The sequence below is a fragment of the Antarctobacter heliothermus genome, from assembly GCF_002237555.1.
Lineage (GTDB): Bacteria > Pseudomonadota > Alphaproteobacteria > Rhodobacterales > Rhodobacteraceae > Antarctobacter > Antarctobacter heliothermus_B.
Genome location: NZ_CP022540.1, coordinates 2664014 through 2682874 on the forward strand (window position 1 = coordinate 2664014; position 18861 = coordinate 2682874).

An 18861-nucleotide genomic window follows, 5' to 3' on the forward strand; every position below is an offset into this window, starting at 1 on the left:
CCCTAAGGAGACTTCAGTTCACATGCGTATCACCGAAATCAAGGCGGTTCCCGTCTCGTTCCGTGTTCCTCAGGGGCAGAATGTTCGGCTGGGTATCGGGCGCGCGGTCAAGCGCGATGCGGTTCTGGTCAAGGTATCGACCGACGAAGGGATCACCGGCTGGGGCGAGGCACACCACGGGCGCTGCCCCGGCGCAATCGCCAAGCTGATCGACACCACCATGCAAGAACTGGTGCTGGGTGCCGACCCTCTGGATTCAAACGGCGTCTGGGCAAAGGTGTACCGGATGCAGCTTGCCAGTCACGGGATGGGCGCGGCGGCGGCGATGGCTCTTTCGGGCATCGACATCGCCCTGTGGGATATTCGCGGCAAAGCGGCCGGATTGCCGATCTACCGCCTGCTCGGCGGCGGTTCGCGTCCGACACCCGCATATGCGGGCGGTATTTCTCTTGGCTGGCAACCGCCCGAAAGTCTGGCCGACGAGGCGCAGGAATACGTCGGAATGGGCTACCGTGCGCTGAAACTTCGGGTCGGCGACAGTGCTGCGATCGACGTGGCGCGGGTAAGCGCGGTACGGCAGGCGGTCGGCGACGAAATCGACATACTGGTCGACGCCAATACCGGCTATTCGCTGGACGACGTGCGCCGAGTCATGCCCGCCTACCAAGAGCTGGGCATCGGCTGGCTGGAAGAGCCGTTTCCCCCGCATGATTATCGCGACTATCGGCACGCCGCCGAATACGGCACGGTCCCTCTCGCCGCAGGTGAGAACCATTTCACGCGGTTCGAGTTTACCCGGATGATTGACGACGGCGTGGTCCGCTTTGCCCAGCCCGACTTGTCCAAGGCAGGCGGCGTCACCGAATGCGCCCGCATCGCAACCATGTGTTCCGCGTGGAAGATGAGCTTCAACCCGCACACTTCGGCGACCGGAATCAATATGGTTGCGTCGATCCACATGCTGTCCGCGGTGGACAACCCCGGCTACTTCGAAGGCGATCTTGCCCGGCACAATCCGTTCCGGGACGAGGTCTGCGGCACGCCCTACGAAATCGACGCAAGCGGCTGTGTATCGCCAAAAGACAAACCGGGCCTTGGGGTGGAAATCAATGAGGCCTTTGTCGAGGCGCATCCGTTGATTGAGGGGCCCTGCTACGTCTGAAGGAGACTGTTTCACTAATTCCGAGCGGACCGACCTCAAAGGCTTCAGGGACGGCTCACATCGCCAAGCCGAAGACCTCGTGGGCGAGGTCTTCGGCTTGGACGCCAGATTTCATGTTGCGACATGTCTGTTCTTGATGGTTCGGGTGGCTTCGAGGCAGCGGAGGGGCTGTTTGGCTGACGGGAGGGATAGAAAGCTCTTTTGACACCCGAGGACTGGATCGGAATTTTGCGGTAGATCGACCGAACCAAAAAAGGGCGGGCGACATCAGCGAGGCTCAGGATGCATTGATCGTGGTCGCACTGTGTGATTCACGTCTTCGATACCGGAACTGTAGTATGACTGCTCTTTTCTGGCTGAACGACGCTCAGGTGGGACGTCTGGAACCTTTCTTTCCGATGTCGCACGGGAAGCCCCGGCTTGATGACGGGCGGGATTTGAGCGGAATTATCTTCATCAACCTGAGCTACGCCCAGAAATTCGGACACTGACGTAAGCCGCGACTTGTAGTCTGTTGGTCTTCAATACGATGGAGATCAAAGAGGTCAAAACGGAAGCAACATCACCCAGCCTTTAAGACGAAGGTCGCGTTAGAGGCGCTGAGCCGCGATCTTCGATTACAGGATTGCCGGGGCACCGCCGCACCCGATTGCTGAACGCGGGTTTGAGTTTGTCAGAAATCGGTAATCAAATGGGGTGGTCTATCCGCCGTGCCGCTAACGTAATTGAACATTGCGACCGCGTTTCACTGAGCGAAACGGACTCTGTGCTGATCAAGTTGGCTCAATCGCAAGGGGGGGGACAGTGAACAAAACTATCAACCGACCTGCAAACCGCGCACCCCGCGCAATGAGAGAGGTGAGCCAAGTGCTTGAAAATAAATGGAGGCGAGTAGGAGAATCGAACTCCTGTACACGGATTTGCAATCCGTGTAATTTTGTTGATTTCATTGAATTTTCTCATAAAAAGAGATTATCAACGCCCGTGAAATATCAATGGGTTAACTGTCTAGTTGTAAAATGAAAACAGCATATAACGGACAGTAAAACCGCTTTCGCTGTTACGTAGTCTACTCTGATCGCGACATTTCGCAAAAAGATGTTTGCTGTCAAGTGATGAGGCCGATCTGCGAAAGGCGAGGAAAATGTCCCTCGCTCAAATCAACGCGGACCATAGCTATCTCCAAAGCATCACTAAGCGCCCCGAACAGCTGACATAAGTTCAGAAAAATCAGAAACGACATCATACTTCACGCGGTCATTTGGGACGCTGTTCGCGATCTCCGCGAAGAACTTTCTGGCGCACTTGATTTTCTCGCGCTCCAACTCGCGGAACTTGAGAGACGGCTGAGAGCCCTTTGTTTCCGCGACAAAATAGATGTGCTGAACCGCTTTCTCTTTGAAAGCTATCGCCCAGTCGGGGTTGTAGTCACCGACGGGCGTGGGGATCAGAAACCCCTGCGGTAGCTTCGAATAGACGACGATTTCTTTGCTTGTATCCAGGTCTTCGACAAATTTTCGTTCGACTCCGGATTCGACCACAGCATAATCGTAAATGTGGTTTCGCAACTTCCCGACGGCCTGCGTCAGGTCGGTGCCACTCTGGGTCGCGGGGAAAATATCTGTGTCGTATCTGTCGGCAGTTGCATCATATGTCAGATGCTCGATGACAGTCGTGGCTTTCTGCTCCTTGATTATGCGTGAGGCTTCGGAGATGAACTGTTCCGGATTGGCCTGGAACGTCGAGAACTTCGCAGCACTCATTCCGGTTAAGATTTTCCCGATCGTCCCACGCGTCAAGTCCGCACCTTCGGCAAGTTTGCCGATGACATCATATGAAACAAGCGAGTGGGCAGAGCTGCTTTTTTCGCTGCGTATACCTGATTGCTTAAACGCAGCTCCGGATCGAAGTTGGGCCTCAGTCAGCTCATCCGAAAGTTTCCCTTCGGTGACGACGTATTGCAGAGGCGAGACAAACAGATTGCTATCCAAAGCATTGATGCAACGCTTGATGAGATCCTGGGAGTCAAATTCGACCTGATAGACAGCCTTCCGGTTGATGCGCTGCCAAAGTTCCTGAAACTCCTTCTTTTCGAAGTTCTTGTTTCGCGGGATCGCTTTGGGTTTGCGGCCATCGCCCACCATGCCCTCGAGCTGGCTTCCGTTGAAGACGGTATCGATCAGCTGCAGGATCTGTTCCTGTTGGTCGAGGAGTTCATCGGGTAATGAAGCCAGCGTGCCCGCCTCACGCGCGTCATGATACGCTTGCGTGATGCCATCGTTGTCATCGATGTAGTCGTTCTTGACGAGATAACGCTCGATGCGTTTGGCCATGTCCTTGGACACAGTGGTTTCACTTCCGTTGACCGTGATCGACTTACCCTCAAAGTATTCCGCGTTAGCCTGGCGCGGGCGCTCCGACAGGTTTTCGGCGATTTCTTTCTGAAGGCCGCCAACAAAGTCTTTGTAGCTTTCGCTAGCCACAACGGTCAGGACGTTGACGTCATGCACGGTTGCCGCGTGATCCATACGGTCGCCGTTCTTGTTGACCGAAATGCGGAGGCCCCGGCCGACCTCTTGACGACGCGATATGGTGTTGTCGCTGTGCTTGAGCATGCACATCACAAAGACGTTCGGATTGTCCCAGCCCTCGCGCAACGCGGAGTGGGAGAAGATGAACCGCGTCGGCTCTTCGAAGGAAAGCAGGCGCTCCTTGTCCTTCAGGATCAGATCGTAGGCTGAAACGTCATCAGTCAATCCGGCGAACTCGCCGCGCGCTTTGACCTTTGGATCAACCAGCTTGCCCTTCTTGTCGATCGAGAAATAGCCGTTGTGGGTTGCTCCGACGTCGATGCTGTCCAGATGCTTTCGGTAAGCCTCATCCTCCAAGGGCAGCTCGCCAAGGTATTCGGCTTTCAGCGCTTCGTATTCCTCTTCGAAGACGCGGGCATATTCGCCTTTTTCGTCCTCGGCGTCGTAGTCCCGATACTTGGCCACCTCGTCGATGAAAAACAGGGAAAGCACCTTGATGCCTTTGTCGAACAGCTGCTTTTCGCGCTCAAAGTGGGCCGAGATTGTCTCGCGGATCTGAATGCGGCGGATGTCGCGTTCGGTGATGTCGCCATTGGCTTCACCGGCTTTCAGAACGGCTCCGTTTGTGAAATGCACCTCGTCCACGCGTGCATCGATGTCAGAGACGACGAAGTCGAGATACTGATCAAGTCCCTTGGACAGGTCGAACAGATTGCGTCCTTTCTCAACCTTGCGCAGCACCCGCTTGATGCCCGAGTTGGTTTTTACTTCCATCTCAACCCTTGCAACGGGGTCGCTTTTGGAAATCTGGATGCCCTCAAGGTACAGATACGCATTCGTGCCGGTCAGACCCTTGGCCTGAATGCCGCGCACCTCGATCTTCTTGACTAGCTTTTGGCTGAACGCATCGACCGCATCCAGACGATGCACTTTGCTGTGGGTTGTCTTGTGGGTCGCAGAATAGCGCAGTATGAACAGCGGATTGAACTTGGGCAGGGCGTTCTGTGTCGCCGTGCCTTCCATCTTCTGCGGCTCGTCGAGGATCAGGATGGGGCGGTTCTTGGCAATCACATCGATTGGCTTACGCGACTGGAAATCATCCAGCTCTTCGTAGATCCGTCGGTTGTCGGCTCCTGACGCGTTGAAGGCCTGCACGTTGATCACCATTACATTGATGCCTGCGTCCGAGGAAAAGCTCTCCAGCTCGTGCAAACGCTTGGAATTATAAATGAAGAACCGTGCCTTCTTGCCGTAGCTTTCGACAAAATGCTCAGCCGTCATCTCCAGCGACTTGGCCACCCCTTCGCGGATCGCAATTGACGGGACCATGATGATGAACTTGGACCAGCCATAGCGCTTGTTCATCTCGAAGATGGACTTGATGTAGCAATAGGTCTTGCCCGTGCCGGTCTCCATCTCGATGTCGAGGTTGATGGCCGCGCCGGGTTTGTAGCTGGCGGGTTTCGTGCGGCCGTTTTGATCGACAAAGTGGGTCAGGCTCTCCGACAACGGCAGGTTCTGGCGCTGCTGCACCTTGCGGATGTTTTCCAGCACTTGGGCCACAGGCATGGCGATGTCGGCATTGCGAAAGCCGTCTTCATCGGACCGCATTTGCGCGCGGACACCGGGATCGATCCGGTAGACCTGGGCAGCTGTGTTGGGCTGACCTTCGAAACAATCGACCACGGCCTCGACCGCCGCTGTCTGATAGGGTTGCGACTTGAACTTGATCTTCATGGGGTCAAATCGCCTTTACTTCGGTCTCGGGCGACATGGCTTTGAAGATCTGGCGCACGTTGATCTTGGTCTGATCGTCGGCAAAGCCGGTGTCCTTGAACACGATCCGCATAGGGGCGTGGCCTGCCAGCTCTTTGACCAAGTCTTCGGAGATGCCATCGTCGAAACAGGCCATCAGGGCGGTGTCGGCGACGAAGAAGACGGTTTTACCCTGCACGGTCTCGCGGCGGATGGGCAGGGTCAGGTCAACGCCCCAGTCGAGCAGGACTTGAAAGAGCAGATCCTCGCCCGTGCGGCCCGGTTTGACATTGTCGACGCGGGACAGCAGATCGGCCTGAGAGGTTTGATCCGGCGTGTAGAACACATCGGCCATGTTGGAGGTGTCGATCTTGAGCACACGGAAGCCGACATCACCTTCGCTTATTTCAGATAGGGCTCCAGCACGTCGAATTCTCTCTTTGGTGATTTCGGCAATCGTTTCAAAGCCCGCTTTGCTGGCAGATGATTGGTCAGGTGTTTGCTCAGGAATTTGCACAAGAACGAATTTGACTTGGTTGCGAACCGGAGTTGGTAAGGAGAAAACAGCCTCGGCAGTGGTTCCACTACCAGCAAAAAAGTCTAGTACGATTACGTTCGGATCGCTTGAGGTTGCGATCTGAATAAATTGACGGATCAATTGAACGGGCTTTGGAAACTGAACCACAACGGCTTCAGGAAAATGTTTACTCAAGTCTGCAGTGCCGTGTTGCGTGTAAATCCCATCGATCACACTGAACGGCTTTTCGCCTCGCTCGACGCCGTTTTCGTCACGCAAATATTGCTTGTAGTTGAGCGTTGTTTTCTCACCGTTGCGCACAACGATCACATGGTTGTCTTTAAGTGCTTGAATCACCCGATCACGGCCCCATAGCCACTGCCGCTGTGGGCTTACTAGTTCACCGCTCTCCAGTTCCACATCGTAGACAAGGTTGGGTCGGGCATCCATGCTCTTTGTCGCTTCGAGCGGCTTTAAGCGAAACGGACCACGTATCTCGAAGTGTTCATCCGTACCTTTGTAGTACCGTTCAACCTTTTGCGGATCGTACGGGAGTGAGAATGGTTCGAGGTCGGGCAAACTCCGAGCATACATCAGAACGTACTCGTGTTGGGTAACGGCATACTTTTCCTTTGGGCCGCCGCCGTAGCTCTTCTTCCAAACGAAGCACTCTACGAAGTTATCCTTGCCGAAAACCTCATCGCAAACCGCCTTCAAAGAAGACTGTTCGTTGTCGTCGATGCTTATGAAAATCATCCCGTTTTCGGTGAGCAGCGAGCGCGCCAGCTTGAGGCGTGCGTACATCATTGACAACCAGTCGGAGTGAAACCGCCCGTTCGCTTCGGTATTGGCTACAAGACGGTTTTTGTCGTCATCGACTTGTAGAGATTTCTCAAGGAAATCCTCGGAGCTGTCGGCAAAATCATCGTCATAAACAAAGTCATTCCCGGTGTTATACGGCGGGTCGATGTAGATCATCTTGACCTTGCCCAGATAGGTCTCTTGCAGCAGCTTCAGCGCCTCAAGGTTGTCGCCTTCGATAAACAGGTTCTGGGTTGTGTCAAAATCCACGCTTTCATCGCGCGCGGGGCGCAAGGTTTTGGCGATGGGGGCGTTGGCGGTGATCAGCGCCTCGCGCTTGCCCGGCCAGTTCAGGTGATAACGTTCCTGCGGCCCCTCGATGATGCTGTCCGACAATTCCTGACGCAGCTGGTCAAAATCCACCGCCATACGCAGCTTGCCATCCTCACCCGCCGCTTCGGTCACGCAGCCGGGGAAGAGCGCGCGGATCTTGGCGATGTTGTCCTGCGTCAGGTCAGGGCTGTGCATTTTCAGCTTTTCGATCTCGTCCGTCATGTCTTCCCTCTGCCTATTCCGGCTTTTTCAGATGCTCGAAGTCCGCCTGCGCCTCACGCAGCTGACCGTGCAGTGTCATTTTGATGTTGAATTGCGTCTCGCGTTTCAACTTGGATTTTAGCTGGCTGATCTCACGCTCTTTGGTTCTGAGGGCGTGCGTCCGGTCCATCCGCGCGCTCAAAGTTTCCGCGGTTTGCGGCACAATCGGCATGAGCGCCGTCAGGATTTGTTCATAAAGCACGCCGAGGTTGAGCGCCACTGGCAATGGGCTGCGGGGCGTGTCGATGGGAAACCAGTCCGAGCGCAGATAGTCCGAGAGCACCCATTTGGCGGTATCCGCCTCTGACGGGCGTTTATGGGCGGCGACGATTTGGATCTGGCCGTTTTGTTCCAGCTCAAACAGGATCGGAAAGGGGATGGCACGGTCGATGGCCTTCAGGACGTCGTCCTGCCCCGTATCGTTCTTCAGCGTGACGCGGAACACCTGTATCTCTGGCACGGATTTGGTGGCGGCGAGGTTGATCGTTTCTGGAGCTAGCTTGGCGCGCCATGTGATCTGATCGACCTGCGCGACGAATTTATCCTTGAGCGCGGTGCTGGCCTGCACACGGTCATAAATCCGCGTTTTGGGCACGACGCGTTTCAACATCGCCGATTTGGGGAAATCGTAGAGCGTGGTCATGCGGGGTCTCGTATGACGATGAAGGCGAGCAGCTCAAAATCATCGAGCCCGGCAATGGTGTGGGTCAGCGCGGTCGTGTGACCGCCGGAAAAGAGGCTGTCGAGGTCGCGTTCTTCCTTCACCTCGATCATGGATTTGATCGCGTCACTGAGCAGTTCAGAATACTTGCCCATCTCGCGCCCGTCGCGGGTTTCAGCGTTGAAGGCGTCGCAGAGCGCCTTGATCGGTTTGTCCAGACCCTTGCAGCTTGAGCGGATAAGGTCGAGCAGGCGCTTCACCTCGGTGTGATCCACGATGACGTTCGCATCGTTGTCGAGGTAGATCAGGTAGTAGGGGTGCAGCCGGTTCTGCTGGTTGACGTTCACGTCCGGGTGGATGTTGCGCAGGGCAAAGATCACACCGGATCGCAGCCCCGTGGCGGGGTTGGACGGAACGATGGCGTGCAGGCCCTTGGGTTGGCCCGCCAGATCGCCATGTTCCTTGGTGTAGTTCAGCAGGTCCATGCGGAAGTCGTTGAGGCCAAGGTCGGTGATCGAAACGCCGGTTTTGACGTCCTCAAGCTCGATGACCTCGTCCTGTAGGCGCTGCAGCTGGTCCTTGCGATAGGCGACGTCACTGCTTTTTGCCGTCAAAACGTTGTCTTCGCCAGTGCCTGCGAGGTCGACAATGTGCATCCGGTTTTCGACGCGTTCTTTGAGGTTGATGTATTCGTCCAGCGAGATGTCCGGCCAGTAGTTGACCAGCTGGATAGCAGAGTTGGGCGATCCAATGCGATCCACGCGGCCGAACCGCTGAACGATCCTGACCGGGTTCCAGTGGATGTCGTAGTTGATCAGATAATCGCAATCCTGCAGGTTTTGCCCTTCGGAAATGCAGTCGGTGCCGATGAGGATGTCCAGCTCTTCTGGCACCTCTGGCATGATCAGCGCCTTCTCTTTCGCCTTGGGGGCGAAGAGCGTCAGAACCGACTGGAAGTCGTAGTGAGGCTTCAAGGTCGTTTTAGGGTTGCCCGAGCCCGTGACGATGCCGGTTTCGGAATCCATCGCAGCCTTCAGGACTGGTGCGACATGTCGATAAAGGTATTCCGCCGTATCTGCGTAGGCTGTGAAGATCAAAACCTTGCGATTGCCAGGGTTCAAGGGGGCGGCCATCTTCTGCTTGATGACGTCAATCAGGTGCTGAAGTTTGGCGTCCTCTGCGACGCCAACCTTATCCATTTCGGTCAACAGGCCTTGAATGATCTCACGGTCACCGCCCAAGTCGACTTTCCAAGCTGGGATATCCATGTCAGCGAGGTCGATCTGGATTTTCTTGCCGATGGTAAATTCGCCAAGTCCCGAAAGGTCGTCATCGTCAGTATCCAGGTTATCCACGTCATTGAAAACGTCTTCAATCCTGCCGTTGCCGCCACTCGCCTCAAAGCGATCGATAGCTTCCAGCATCGCGCCAATGTTTCGGTCCAGCGCACCCAATGTCAGGCGGAATGCCTCTACAGAACTTTCAAGGCGCTTCAGAAGGTTCGTCGTCATTAACGCTTGGAGGCTGCGCTCGCGATCGGCCTGGCGCAACGTTCCTTTGGAACCTTCTGTCTTGGTGTCGTAGAGCTCCTCGTATTTCCTAAGGCGGCTTGGCTGGATGTAGTTTACCGGCGCGTAAACGGCCATTTTTAGCAGGGATAGGTCGCCATAAATCTCGTCAAACCCTACGACATCCTCGCGGAACGTAATTGGGAGATGATGGGAAATTGGCTTTTTGCGCTCCGGGAATTTCCCGATATCGGCCGTGTCGTAAAATTGCTCGATATGTTTGCGAGAACGCGCAATTGTCACCGAATCCAAAAGCTCAAAGAAATCAAGATCTAAAGCTCGGAGTATGGATTGCGCCGTGCGTTCCGCCGGAGGAAGCTCCGACCAAGTATTGAAAGCCGCTTGGGCCTTGCGGAAAATCTCTTCAACACTGGTTTTGGTCTTTAGGTTTCGGCTCAGCGTATCCGAGTGCCCTTCATAGGCCAATGCCAGCTGATTACGAAGGTCAGTGAACCTGTTGTTCACGGGGGTCGCAGAAAGCATTAGAACCTTCGTCTTTACTCCGGATCTGATTACCTTGTTCATCAACTTCTGATACCGAGTTTCCCGATCTTTGTAGACATCATTATTTCGGAAATTGTGAGACTCATCGATTACGACCAGATCGTAATTTCCCCAATTAACCCGATCGAGAGGTATTCCAAGTGACTCGCCCGATGTTCTTGATAGGTCGGTGTGGCAGAGGACATCGTAGTTGAAACGGTCGGCAGCAAATAGGTTTGTCTTGAGATTGGTGTTGTAGTTGCGCCAATTGTCGGCGAGCTTCTTGGGGCAGAGAACCAGAACAGATTTGTTCCGTAGTTCATAATATTTGACTACGGCAAGTGCGGTGAATGTCTTTCCTAAACCAACACTGTCCGCAAGGATGCAGCCGTTATAGGTTTCTAGCTTGTTGATTACCCCAGTGGCAGCATCTCTTTGATAGTTAAACAACTTGTTCCAAACGAGGCTGTCCAGATAGCCCGTCTGATCATTGGGCAGCACATCCTCGTCGATCTCCTCGAGGAATTCCCTGAAGATGTTGTACAGGATAAGGAAATATATTCGTTGTGGCGAGTTTTCTTGGTAAACGGTCTCAATGTGTTGAAGGACTTGCTCCGTTACATCTTGGACGTTTGCAGGGTTGGCCCAGACCTGATCAAACAACGAAAGATAAGTCTTTGCAGAAAGATCGTCATCAAAAGCATGCGTGAAATTTGAAACGGCGTTGCCTGGTTGGTAACCCAAATCAACGGCTGAAAACCCACTGATAGGTGAGAAAACCTTGTTCCCCTTCCGTGCTTCGATGGTCGCAAATTGCTGCATCGGGGCGTCAGTAGCGTTGGATTTGAATGTGGCCTTTTTCCGGATCCAATCCGCGCACTGTCTTGCAATGGCTTTCTGGGTTAATTTGTTCCGAAGATGAATCTCAAACTCCGTGCCGAAGAGGGCCGTTTCTCTAAGCTGCTTGGGGATAAAGAACTCTCTTTTCTCTTTTTTCGAGCGCCCAAGAGCCTCGTTCGGTATGAACGTTGGATCGGTTAGGATAAACTCGAGCTCTCTTACGCTTTCCAATTCATCCCGCAGCGCTTCGTATGCAAATATTGAAAAGCAACTGGCCGCCACTCGGATTTTCGCACCGGCTTCGGACCCTGCTTTCAGCTCATCTCCCAAGAGGACAGAAATGTTGTCGATGATTTTCAATAGATTTGCCTTGAATTCGGACGGTTTTTCCTAAGCGTAACGTGTAACGGCCTGTGTTCACAGCCCAAATTCTAACTATGTAAACGGATTGTCCGTGTGGGCGTTGTTGCAGAACTCACGCCTGAGACGTGAGAACCTACTTACCCTCAATCGGGGCTCGGCATCTATCAATGTGGCTTTAAGGACTGGAGGAAAAGTCCTGTCATGTTGGGGGGGCGTCACTCAGGCGGGAGGGGTCGCTTCTGCTTGTTGCCAGTCGTGATACGTCTGCTTCGATCCTTTGACCTTCCACTCCAGACGTCCGTTGCTGTTTCGATCCAATACCACAGCAGCGGCGGCTGAAGGACTGTTGAAAGACCAAGGTTTCGTGAATTTGAGCTTTTGATTGCCATCCGCGACCAAGATGCCGTCTGAGATAAGCTTGCCCTTCAAGCTGCCGTAACTTTGTTGAACATAGCCGGTCTCGGTAAGTGCTTCGGACCCTTCCAGTACAACAAATTCACCATCTTCCTCGACAGCCGTCGCTTTGACTCCGCTCTTATGACGGATCTCAAACTGCACTTCACCTTTTGTTCGTTCGTCCACAGGCTTCGCTGTCTGCGTCACCGCACGCGGTTGTGGCTTGAGCATATCCAAGCCGATCACAGGCAGTATGATGCGCAGGTTTGAAAGAAACTGCTCCATGTTGGCAACATCAGCTTCTGGCAGTCGCCGCCGGCTTGTGTCCGGTTGTGTGCCGTTATCCAACGTGACGCGACCTGCTCGGGCGGTTTGCTCTATGAGGCGCGCCTCTAGGTATTCCGCGTGTCCTTTGGAGAGGTCATCGTCACTTGTGGTAATGGTGATAGCCGTTTCCCAAAAGTCTCTTTTGATCGCGCTTTGCTTGATCCTCTCAGCTACGGAGTTTCCAGAGCCAATATAGGTGCGGGTTGTACCTGCTTTTTCGGGATCAGGACCCGATAGGATGTAGATGCCGGTCCGATCGACCTCTTCACGAGCGGTAAGGTCACCGAAAGCGGAAGCACCGCTTACAAAAAGCAAACCTGTCCAACCATGGATTGTCGCTTTTCGCAGCCCAGTTGGCTTCCCGTCGACGAGGAAAAGCTGGATTGTTCGACCGAATGAGCCCTCTGTTTGCACGATTCTTCCTTGAAAACACGATTCTAATAATTTCTTACACAGCACACTTTAACCACGAAATTACATGATTGTCGTCCCGTCGGGGCGGCTTTTACAAACGGACTGGAACGGGACTCAACGGGTCGTTGGCCCGCTCACCCCGGTCCAGGCATTCTTTTTTTGTTTGGTCCGTCCAAGATCCCTGACCGTGGCGGTCAACCTTAGTCCATCCCTAAAATCAGCCACCAATTGTTCCTGTCTCGCAGGCGAGCCATTCCTCGCGAGGCAAATTGGCATCTGATTTTGGCGCAGACACTTTCTTCGCAAATGTGGTCGATTGACAGTCCCGTTCAGGGCCATGGCTCGGGATTTGCCCTCTCCCACTCTGTTCCGCCGAATACATGCGTATTCGGTCAGATCAGGTGGCTGAGGCGCAACTCAGTCAAGCCGAATAGTCTGCAGTACAAAAGGGGCATTTTTCATAACCATATGTTTTTTCTCATGATAAGACATTCAATAATGGAGGAAGCCCAATTTGGAACAATGATTGACTAAATGCACCGTAAAGTCACGTGCAGCGTCTTCAGACTTTTGCCAATTAAACGAACTTGGAGTACAGTTGATGTTCCGCGATATCAGATGTCTCAGGTATGTCCGGACACTCCTTAAGAACCCTGCCATCATCCGCGCGACCGACCGCCTCTCCCAGCAGCACCTCCAACGCCCGCCCCTCCATTTCGCGTTGCTCAAACAGGGTGTCTGCGATTTTCAACAGAGCGGGTTGGTTTTCCGTGAACAGTGCGGTCGCCTTTGCCTCTGCAGCCTTAAGCCGTGCTGTGGCCCGGACAGCCAGATCATGCGGGATATCATAGGGGCGCGGTGGATGGGGTATGTCGTGCCAGAGCAGTGTGGTTTCATCGAATCCAAACTGTGCTTCGGCTTGCAGGGCCAGCCGGGTGGCCTTGGCGAGATCGCTGTCGATCCCGCAGCCCGCACCGTTTGAGATCGAGTTGCACAAGAGGTGTTCGGCCGCGCGGCCCGCGAGCAGCATCGCCAGGTCGTCGTTCAAGGTCTTGTTGGTCTGCATCACCCGTTGGTCACGCAGCACCGCGCCGCCTTTCGGCGTGACCCGCGCGAGGGTGGCACGTGGCAACCCTAGAACGTGACCAATGAGGAGATGTCCGGCCTCGTGTGCTGCAATCCGGCGCAGCAAGGGGGTGTCCGGACACGGTAGATAAAGGTCGGCCGCGCGCCTTAAAAGCCTGTCCGAGATATCGCTCTGCGCCTCGCGCGCGAGTGTCCGGGTTTTGCGAATAAAGTCATCAATTTCTGCCCCTGTCGCCCCGATCATGCGTGCCGCGATGTGGCGTAGTTCGCGCGCCTCAACCACGTGTCCGAGCTTGGCCTGAAGAAACGAGGTGATTGCCGCGAGATTTAGCGGAGCAATTGCAATGTGACGATCAAAGCGCCCGGCGCGGACCACCGCCTCATCCACGACAGTCAGGTGGTTTGTGGCCCCGACAAGAACCACGCCCGCCGTCGCATTCACGCGGTCGATTTGTGTCAGCAAGCCTGTGACGACCCCGATCATGTATCGGCTATTATGGACCTCACTGTTTCGAGCATAGAAGGCGTCTATCTCATCAATAAAGAGCACCGAAGGCGCGCTGTTGATGGCCTCGTTGACAGCCATGTCGAGGGCGCGCAGCATGTCACCCTGATGACCTGCTTTTTGGCAATCTGCGTAACTTGTCTTGATCAGCGGCAGCTTGGCGTTGTTCGCGAAGGCGGTCGGCAGAAGGGTTTTTCCAGTGCCGGGCGCACCATAAAGCAGCAGGCTGGATGTGATCTGATCCCACGCCACGTCGCCGGCTTGCCAGGCCTCCACATCCTCTTGTAGCTGCATAAAAGCCGCGACGGCCTCATCCTGACCAAAGACATCACTGAGCTTTGGCTCTGCCTCTTGCGGGGCGGCGGCGGCAAACCGCGACAGGCGCTGCGCGACCTCGATTGCGGTATCGGCCTGGAAGGCCATGATGAGTTTTAAACTCGTGAGGCGGCCAAGCTCTGTCATCGTCGGCAATGTGTCCACAAGCGCACCGGTGACACCTGGGCTGGTCGGCGTATGCGTCAGCGACAGTACAGCGAGGATCATCTCGTGACTGATAGGCGCGAGACGTAGATCATGCCCAACCAGGTCCTGCACTTGGGGAGAGGTGATCTGTTCGGAGGGGGTGAGTATCAAGACGCTGTGCCCCTCATGCAGGAAGCTGCGCAGTTTGACTTCCGCAAGCGCGATGATGGTCTTGCCGCTGGTGGCCGCCTCTGGCGCGCGCCAGATTTTGCCGGAGCGCCCAACCGCAAAAGCTTCTGGATATAGCGCTTGAGCAGCAATCTCGACGATCTCACCCATATCGTGATCGGGCAAGGTGAGACAGACTGGCCGCCCATCTCGCATCAGCGCTGTCAGGGCGCGATCCTTAAAGGTCTTGGCGAGCTGCAAGATCGCCAGAGCCTGCATGCAATGTGTGCCGTTGAGCGGCGCGGGCGTCGGCGGATCGAGCAAGGGCGCGTCTTGGGGGGCAGCTTCAGGTTCAGGCCAGCCCGGAACTTCATCGTCGACGTGACTGATCCGCTCAAAGAGATCACTGACAGTCAGGGCATGCTCGAGCAGATGGGACTTGGCAGCGGCGAAACCGGGGAGTGAGGAAAAATTCTGGGTCATGGTAGACCTCCAAAGCATTGGAATGCAGACCACGGCGACAGCGTCGTGGCCTTATAAAGAGGGAGGGTGAACCGTTCAGGCGGCGTTCAGCTGCGCGGGAGCCTCATCAAGCGTCTCGCTCACCTCGAGTGCGTTGAACGCGCTGCGCAGGCTCTCAAACGGGTGGTTCCGCAGGCGTGGGATCTCCGACAATGCGATCTGCTGCTGTGAGGCCTTGGAGGCGCTGAACTTGACCACATTATGATGCAGGATCACCAGTGCCAGAAGATCGAAGGCATCGTGGCGATAGCCGCGCACCCCGCTGGCGTGGCGAGGGTTGCCATGGGCGACCTTGAACCAGAAGGCGTTGTTCTCTGCGCTCAAGCGGACCTTGATCTGCAACCGCAAAGGGCGGTCGTTCAGATAAATGAGGCGGTCGAAAGCTTGAAACTCAGGCGACGGATGACTGTCGATGCCAAGGCGCATCAAGAGGCTATCGCAGAGCAGCTCAGCGGCGCTGCCAAAGCGTTTCGCGTGGTGGGTTTTGGCCGCCGTCGAGATGTCGGGAAACGCGTGCAGCTCGGTGAGCGGAACAAGCGCGTCTGCGCGCGGCGCGGGGTCGCGCGGCAAATCGAGCCCACGCAAATAGGGTTGTGTGATCATGATCTGATCCTTTCGAAAGAGGGAGGGCGTGCCGAACGTCACGCCAAGACTGGCGCGGAGGTTCGACACGCGACTGACAGGCGCGGCGGGCTATGCCGCCAGCGCTGTAAGGGCCTCGCTCGGGGTGGGATCAGGATCATCATCGCGGTGATAGGCGACAGCACCAAACCGCTCCAATGCAAAGAGCGCGTTCAGTAGAGTATCGGCCTCATCGATCAACGCATTTACAGCAAGATCAGACGCGGTCGCGCCACGCACACGGAACAAACCACTGTGACGGATGTAGCGCTCATAAAGCGCAAGCATGTCGCCATAATCGGTCAAGGACAGGCACAACTGATAGACCTGCGCGATCTGTTTGAGAGCGTGATCGGCAGCGCGGCGGTTGGGCGTGTTGAGCACTGTCTCCAGCGCCGCATCAAGCGCAGACCAAGCCTCATCGGCCTCGCTCTGGAACAGCGCCAGTGCTGGATCAAAACGGGCACCGCCAGCGAGCTCCAGGTCGTTCTCTGACGTCACCGCGTGATGCGCGGCGCGCAGCAACCCGCGAAACGCGTGGCTTACAGGGGTGTGTGAATGTGGGACTTCATGCACGCCATCGGGCGTGGTAGGGATTGAATCAGCCATGTTGATCTCCTCAGAAGATTGGCGTGGTTAGGGCGTTGTGGGAGGGACCAACTCCCGCTTCGCCCGACTTAAAGAACGCTACATGTTCAGCGCTCCCATTAAGAATCTATGGCTGAGATTTTGGCTTCCAAGAGTCAAAGGCCAAGAAAATCGTGCCACGCGCGCTAAGCTGCAGAAACGACTCGCGATTTTTTATGAGGGTTTTGATGGTTGAATACTGGCGATGGATCGATCTGCGCCGAATGACAGTGTAAAATGGGGCGGATTTTGTTGAAAAACTCGGCCATCGGAAATTCGCCCCGAAAATCCGGAACATCGTTCTCGCAAGGCGTCTTCTGGCCAACGTCGTTCGCAGAATGGCGCCATCGCGGGAAGTTGTTCCGCCGATTAGCACCTTCCAAGTCGAAAACCGAGTTTTTCAACACAATGGGCGGAAGGACGAAGCCGCTCGCGCGGCAATGGCGCTTGTTGCTGTTTTTCTGAGATGACACCCTTTGAATGTCTCCTCTGGGCCGATTCCAAGTGAGTAGACGCCTTTATTAGGGGACAAATTTCTGCAAACATAGCTCTGAAAATGAACAATGCGGTTTTCCAATCCGGCACAAGGAACCTCACGTGCAGAATGCAATAGAGACACTTAAAGACTTGACCGAAACTCAACCCTATCGGGTTGCGTGCCAGAATTCTGGACATGTCCAGGAAACGTGGGGACCTATTCTGCGTGATTACGAAAGGATCACGCCACAGCAGTACCGCAGGTTCTTGGATTTCGACGTGAACCAGCATTGGACCACGTTGTATCGGCAGGTCGCCCTTTCACTGGACAACAATAACTTTCGTCTCGCTCTGGCCGCGCTTACTGCTGACGAAGTAAATGTCGCCGGCCGCATTGACGAAGCAACTGACGTTCCGGGTGTGGGCATTGGGACCGCGTCCGCGCTGCTCTGCACGATTGACGGCCGTTGGGGAGTATGGAACGGCACAACGGAAGCTGCATTGAAAAAACTCGGGCTTTGGCCGATCTTCGAGCGCGGTCTAACCATTGGTGGTCGCTACCTAGTCGTGAGCGACGTTCTGATAGACTTAGGGGAGCAACTGAACGTCACCCAATGGGAACTCGACCACCTGATGTGGTTGGTCCTGCAAGATGATCCCAACACGGTTCTTGAACCAATACAGAAAGCAGAATCCGGTACTTTCAACGCACTGATCGAAGAAACGTCCGGCTATGATCTCTCGACCTGTCGTTTTGTTCGTCACTCCCCAAAATCGGTCGGTCTTTGGAAAAAATCACGGGCGAACCTTGAACATTATTTTGGGTATCAGCGTGACGACAACGCCAACCCGTATCATAACGCGGAAGTCGTGTTTCAATTCATCCCAAGCGAAAACTCTGCGACTGCCTTATTCGTTGGTGCATATCGGGTGCTAGATCAATGGAAGTTCCCTGAAGATCAACGTCAACATATTCTGTATCGCGCGGAGTTCGGCGAAAACGACGATCATCCGCACTCTCGGTTTGACCTGGAGCGCTTGCCTGAATTCGAAGAGTTTGTCGGTCGCGTAGAGGTGGAATGGGGCACCGGTGCGCGCGCGTGGTCGCAGTGGTGCAATACGAACCAGAAGCGGATTGCAAAGCACACAACGCAGGACGAGTTGCTGTCCGAAGCGTACGAGAAAATCGCCGCAGGTGTAAAGTATCGCACCAAACACGATAGCGACCGCGAGATTCAAGTTCAAAAGACCGTTAAGGCAGTCGCGTTGAAGGCGGGTTGCGATATTGAAACCTTAATCAAGCGGCTCGCACATGAACAAGGTCACCGGTGCAAAATCACAAACATTCCGTTCGAGCCAAGTGGGTGGAACGCGCCATCACCTGATCGGATCGATAGCGATGATCGCGAATACGCAGACGGCAAAGTTCAAATCGTCTGTAAGTGGGTAAACTTTGCTAAGGGTAACAAACCAGACGACGTGTTCCGCGAACTTATGCTCCAAGCCGCCGAATGTATGAAGGGAGTGTTGACTACCAAAAGTTCACTTTGAAGGGAGTGAGACGCGAGGCACGCAATTATTTCCCCCAATGGCATGAGTGCGGTCATCATTCCAATCTGCCGCAAATCTGCATAGCTGACCTTCTGCAACGGCTACTTGAATTTGCAAGCGCAGCGAACGGCGACTTCGACGGGCCGTACCGCAGCATTTCAGGTTGTGGTTGAATGTCCGCTGGGCCGTTCGTGTCACTCAACCCCAACCCAAAAAATTAATTTGTAGAAGCTGTAGAGCCAGTAGGCTTTCAATCTCAACGTGTACTGAGTATCTCGCTCCCGTGCCATCACTGAATTTGATGCCGCCCTCAGCTTATATATGTTCTATACAAATAGCAGCTTCGGCGCGCCGCAATGCAGCATACTGGGCTCGGATCCAATGTCGGAAACGGGTCAGACTTGTCGTTCTACATTCATGGCGGGAAACA

Annotated in this window: 10 protein-coding genes, 1 tRNA gene and 1 pseudogene; 3 read left to right on the forward strand and 9 right to left on the reverse strand. The window is 54.8% G+C overall.

Features of this window, described 5'->3' with window-relative positions; genetic code table 11:
• Positions 1–22: 22 nt before the first annotated feature.
• A complete protein-coding gene (locus ANTHELSMS3_RS12730; RefSeq protein ID WP_094035188.1) occupies positions 23–1162 on the forward strand; it encodes a mandelate racemase/muconate lactonizing enzyme family protein in 1140 nt (379 codons plus the stop codon).
• A 338-nt stretch (positions 1163–1500) separates the two neighbouring features.
• Positions 1501–1623: pseudogene (locus tag ANTHELSMS3_RS25560) on the forward strand (IS5/IS1182 family transposase); the annotation flags it as partial.
• Between the two features lie 421 nt (positions 1624–2044).
• Here ANTHELSMS3_RS25560 and ANTHELSMS3_RS25565 read toward each other — a convergent pair.
• The 9 genes from ANTHELSMS3_RS25565 to ANTHELSMS3_RS12775 all read right to left on the reverse strand — a co-directional run bounded on the left by ANTHELSMS3_RS25565 (position 2045) and on the right by ANTHELSMS3_RS12775 (position 16385).
• Positions 2045–2109 (reverse strand) — tRNA-Cys (locus ANTHELSMS3_RS25565).
• A gap of 246 nt (positions 2110–2355) precedes the next feature.
• Positions 2356–5430 (reverse strand): type III restriction-modification system endonuclease, encoded by a 3075-nt coding sequence (locus tag ANTHELSMS3_RS12735; protein WP_094035189.1) that lies wholly within the window; start codon positions 5428–5430, stop codon positions 2356–2358.
• Between the two features lie 4 nt (positions 5431–5434).
• Positions 5435–7321, reverse strand: a complete 1887-nt coding sequence (locus ANTHELSMS3_RS12740; protein ID WP_198319801.1) for a site-specific DNA-methyltransferase — start codon at positions 7319–7321, stop codon at positions 5435–5437.
• Positions 7322–7334: 13 nt separating this feature from the next.
• Entirely contained in the window at positions 7335–8003 is a 669-nt protein-coding gene (locus tag ANTHELSMS3_RS12745) for a DUF4391 domain-containing protein (protein ID WP_094035190.1), read from the reverse strand.
• Positions 8000–11272 (reverse strand): helicase-related protein, encoded by a 3273-nt coding sequence (locus ANTHELSMS3_RS12750; protein ID WP_094035191.1) that lies wholly within the window; start codon positions 11270–11272, stop codon positions 8000–8002. Before ANTHELSMS3_RS12750 ends, ANTHELSMS3_RS12745 begins: the two co-directional genes overlap by 4 nt.
• A gap of 222 nt (positions 11273–11494) precedes the next feature.
• Positions 11495–12412, reverse strand: a complete 918-nt coding sequence (locus ANTHELSMS3_RS12755; RefSeq protein ID WP_094035192.1) for a GIY-YIG nuclease family protein — start codon at positions 12410–12412, stop codon at positions 11495–11497.
• 577 nt (positions 12413–12989) lie between these two features.
• Complete coding sequence (locus ANTHELSMS3_RS12765) at positions 12990–15116, reverse strand: AAA family ATPase (RefSeq protein ID WP_198319802.1); 2127 nt, start codon at positions 15114–15116, stop codon at positions 12990–12992.
• A gap of 75 nt (positions 15117–15191) precedes the next feature.
• Entirely contained in the window at positions 15192–15758 is a 567-nt protein-coding gene (locus ANTHELSMS3_RS12770) for a hypothetical protein (protein WP_157733501.1), read from the reverse strand.
• Positions 15759–15848: 90 nt separating this feature from the next.
• Positions 15849–16385 carry a hypothetical protein gene (locus tag ANTHELSMS3_RS12775; RefSeq protein ID WP_157733502.1) on the reverse strand — a complete coding sequence of 179 codons (537 nt, stop codon included), beginning with the start codon at positions 16383–16385 and terminating at the stop codon, positions 15849–15851.
• Positions 16386–17000: 615 nt separating this feature from the next.
• Between ANTHELSMS3_RS12775 and ANTHELSMS3_RS12780 the strand changes: the two genes are divergently transcribed.
• Positions 17001–18431 (forward strand): hypothetical protein, encoded by a 1431-nt coding sequence (locus ANTHELSMS3_RS12780; RefSeq protein WP_094035197.1) that lies wholly within the window; start codon positions 17001–17003, stop codon positions 18429–18431.
• The last annotated feature ends 430 nt before the right edge of the window (positions 18432–18861 follow it).

Excerpts from the sequence above, each read along its gene's own strand:
- ANTHELSMS3_RS12745 (WP_094035190.1), bottom strand. The coding sequence starts at position 8,003 with ATGACCACGCTCTACGATTTCCCCAAATCGGCGATGTTGAAACGCGTC.
- ANTHELSMS3_RS12765 (WP_198319802.1), bottom strand. The coding sequence starts at position 15,116 with ATGACCCAGAATTTTTCCTCACTCCCCGGTTTCGCCGCTGCCAAGTCC.
- ANTHELSMS3_RS12775 (WP_157733502.1), bottom strand. The coding sequence starts at position 16,385 with ATGGCTGATTCAATCCCTACCACGCCCGATGGCGTGCATGAAGTCCCA.
- ANTHELSMS3_RS12730 (WP_094035188.1), top strand. The coding sequence starts at position 23 with ATGCGTATCACCGAAATCAAGGCGGTTCCCGTCTCGTTCCGTGTTCCT.
- ANTHELSMS3_RS12740 (WP_198319801.1), bottom strand. The coding sequence starts at position 7,321 with ATGACGGACGAGATCGAAAAGCTGAAAATGCACAGCCCTGACCTGACG.
- ANTHELSMS3_RS12770 (WP_157733501.1), bottom strand. The coding sequence starts at position 15,758 with ATGATCACACAACCCTATTTGCGTGGGCTCGATTTGCCGCGCGACCCC.
- ANTHELSMS3_RS12735 (WP_094035189.1), bottom strand. The coding sequence starts at position 5,430 with ATGAAGATCAAGTTCAAGTCGCAACCCTATCAGACAGCGGCGGTCGAG.